This window comes from Pseudomonas sp. Xaverov 83, assembly GCF_019352905.1.
In the GTDB taxonomy this organism is placed as follows: domain Bacteria; phylum Pseudomonadota; class Gammaproteobacteria; order Pseudomonadales; family Pseudomonadaceae; genus Aquipseudomonas; species Aquipseudomonas yamanorum.
In genome coordinates, this window is record NZ_JAAAFU010000067.1 from 1 (window position 1) to 2975 (window position 2975).

Sequence of the window (2975 nt, forward strand, 5' to 3'; positions counted from 1 at the left end):
GGTGGGGCAAGAGCGTTTTGCTTACTTTTGCGCTTTTCAAAAGTGAGCCGCTGTAAGAGCGGAACCAATACAAGCCATCACCCAAATAACGGATATGCCCCCCCTCCAACAAATACGAAAGTTCCCCAACGCCAGCCGCTTTGTCCCCGCTTCCCATGTCACCCCCCACCCCCCGAATCCTCTAATTTCCCAACCCTGCGGGAAGCCACCCGATCCTCGACCGCGCCCGCGCTTTAACCCGGGCCTCCCAGGCACTTACGCGACAGCTGAAAACGGACTTTCTCCTCAACCGTATCCGACTCAAAAAAGCAGGTTACCCCATGCAGTTCAGCAAACTACTGGCAGCTCTTTCCACCCACCCGATCCGCCTGCAAATGGACGAAGGCGACCTGATCATCCTGGGTGACGACGACGCGCTGGATGACGCCCTATGGGACCAACTGATCGCCCACAAACCCCAACTGCTCGACCTCGTCGCCCAACACGGCGGCGACTGGCTCAGCCCGGCCTATCGCATCACTCCGGACATGCTGCCCCTGGTCAACCTCGACCAACCCGCCATCGACCGCATCGTCGCCAGCATCCCCGGCGGGGCGGCGAATGTGCAAGACATCTACCCCCTGGCGCCACTCCAGGAAGGCATGCTCTACCACCACCTGTCAGCCCACCAGGGCGACCCCTACGTGCTGCACGCCCAGCTCGTGTTCGACAGCCGCGCCCGTCTTGAAACGTTCGCCCAGGCCCTTCAATGGGTCATCGACCGCCACGACATCCTGCGCACCTCGATGGCCTGGGAACGCCTGGACGAACCCCTGCAAGTGGTCTGGCGCAAAGCCTCCCTGGTCTGCGAAGAAGCCCGCCTCGATGGCGATGCAATGACCCAACTGCAAGCTCTCTACGATGCGCGCAACTACCGCATGGACCTCGGCCAGGCACCGCTGCTGCGCCTGGTGTTTGCCGAAGACCCGCGCAATCAGCGCGTGGTCGCCATGCTGCTGTTCCACCACACCATCCTCGACCACACCGCCCTCGACGTAGTGCGCCGTGAGATCCAGCTGCACCTCGCCGGCCAGACCGAACAGGCCGGCGCTCCGGTACCGTTTCGCAACTACATCGCCCAGGTCCGCCACGGCGTCAGCGAACAGGCTCACGAAGCGTTCTTCCGCGAAATGCTCGCCGACATCGATGAACCCACACTGCCGTTCGGCCTCCAGGATGTGCAGGGTGACGGCCATGGCATCGATGAAGCCCGGATCGCCGTCGACAACGATTTGAGCCGTCGCCTGAGGGCCCAGGCCAGACCATTGGGTGTCAGCCCCGCCAGCGTGATGCACCTCGCACTGGCCCAGGTGCTGGGCAAGGTCTCCGCCCGCGAATCCGTGGTATTTGGCAGCGTGATGCTCGGCCGCATGGGGGGCGGCGAGGGCTCCGACCAGGCCCTGGGCATGTTCATCAACACCCTGCCACTGCGGGTGGACGTAGGCGAGCAAAGCGTGCGCGACGGGGTGCAAACCACCCACAAACGCCTGACCGAATTGCTCAACCACGAACACGCCTCCCTGGCCCTGGCCCAGCGTTGCAGCGGTGTGGCCGCACCCACGCCGTTGTTCAGTGCGATCCTCAACTACCGTCACAGCGATGCCTCGGACACCCAGGCGGTGATCGACATCGCCGAAGGCATCCAGGTGCTGGGCGCCGAAGAGCGCACCAACTACCCGCTGACGGTCAACGTTGATGACCTGGGCGAGGGCTTTGCCTTTACCGTGATGGTGGACGCCTCCATCGGCGCGGCGCGCATTGCCGATTACCTGCACACCGCGCTGGAAAACCTGGTGCTGGCCCTGGAACAAACGCCAGATGCACCGTTGCACAGTCTGGGCATCCTGCCTGCCGCCGAACGCCAACATCTGCTGCACGGCCTTAACGCCAGCACCCAGCACTACGCCGATTCAGCCCTGATCCACCAGCAAGTCGAAGCCCATGCCGCCAGCCATCCCGAAGCCATCGCGCTGCGCTTTGAACACCAACATCTGAGCTACCGCGAGCTGAACGAACGCGCCAACCAGGTCGCGCACGGCCTGCTCAAGCATGGCATCCGCCCCGACGACCGGGTGGCGATCTGCGTGGAGCGCGGCCTGGAAATGATCATCGGCCTGCTGGGCATTCTCAAGTCCGGGGCGGGCTATGTGCCGATTGATCCGGCCTACCCGCTGGACCGCATCGCCTACACCCTGCAAGACAGCGCGCCGCTGGCAGTGCTGGTGCAGGGCAACACCCGTCATCTGGTGGGCGATGTCACGTCGATCGACCTCAACAGCCTGCAACACGAGCCCATCGTTAACCTCAACGTTGCGATCAGCCCGTCCAGCCTCGCCTATGTGATCTACACCTCCGGCTCCACTGGCTTGCCCAAGGGGGTGATGATCGAACACCGCAACGTCGCGCGGTTGTTCAGTGCCACCGAGCACTGGTTCAAGTTCAACGCCAATGACACCTGGGCGCTGTTCCACTCGTTTGCCTTTGACTTCTCCGTGTGGGAAATCTGGGGCGCACTGATGCACGGCGGGCAGTTGTTGGTGGTGCCACAACTGGTCAGCCGTTCACCGGACGAGTGTTATGCACTGTTGTGTGAAGCCGGTGTGAGCATCCTCAACCAGACGCCGAGCGCGTTCCGCCAATTGATCGCGGCACAGGGCCGCAGCCAGCAACTGCATTCCCTGCGCCAAGTGATCTTTGGCGGTGAAGCCCTGGAGCCGGGCATTCTCAAACCGTGGTACGCCCGGGTGACCAACTCGGGTACGCGGCTGGTCAACATGTACGGCATCACCGAAACCACCGTGCACGTGACCTATCGTGCCCTGGAGGCGGCGGACGCGCAGCTGGTGGGCGTGAGCCCGATTGGCGTGCGCATTCCCGACTTGCAGCTGTATGTGCTGGACGCCCGCCGCGAGCCGGTGCCGAGCGGTGTAGTCGGT

1 protein-coding gene is annotated in these 2975 nt (G+C 63.3%); it reads left to right on the forward strand.

The window, feature by feature from the left end:
- Positions 1-320: 320 nt before the first annotated feature.
- Positions 321-2975 (forward strand): AMP-binding protein (locus K0H47_RS20085; RefSeq protein ID WP_219273496.1); only part of this gene is annotated, 2655 nt, incomplete at its 3' end.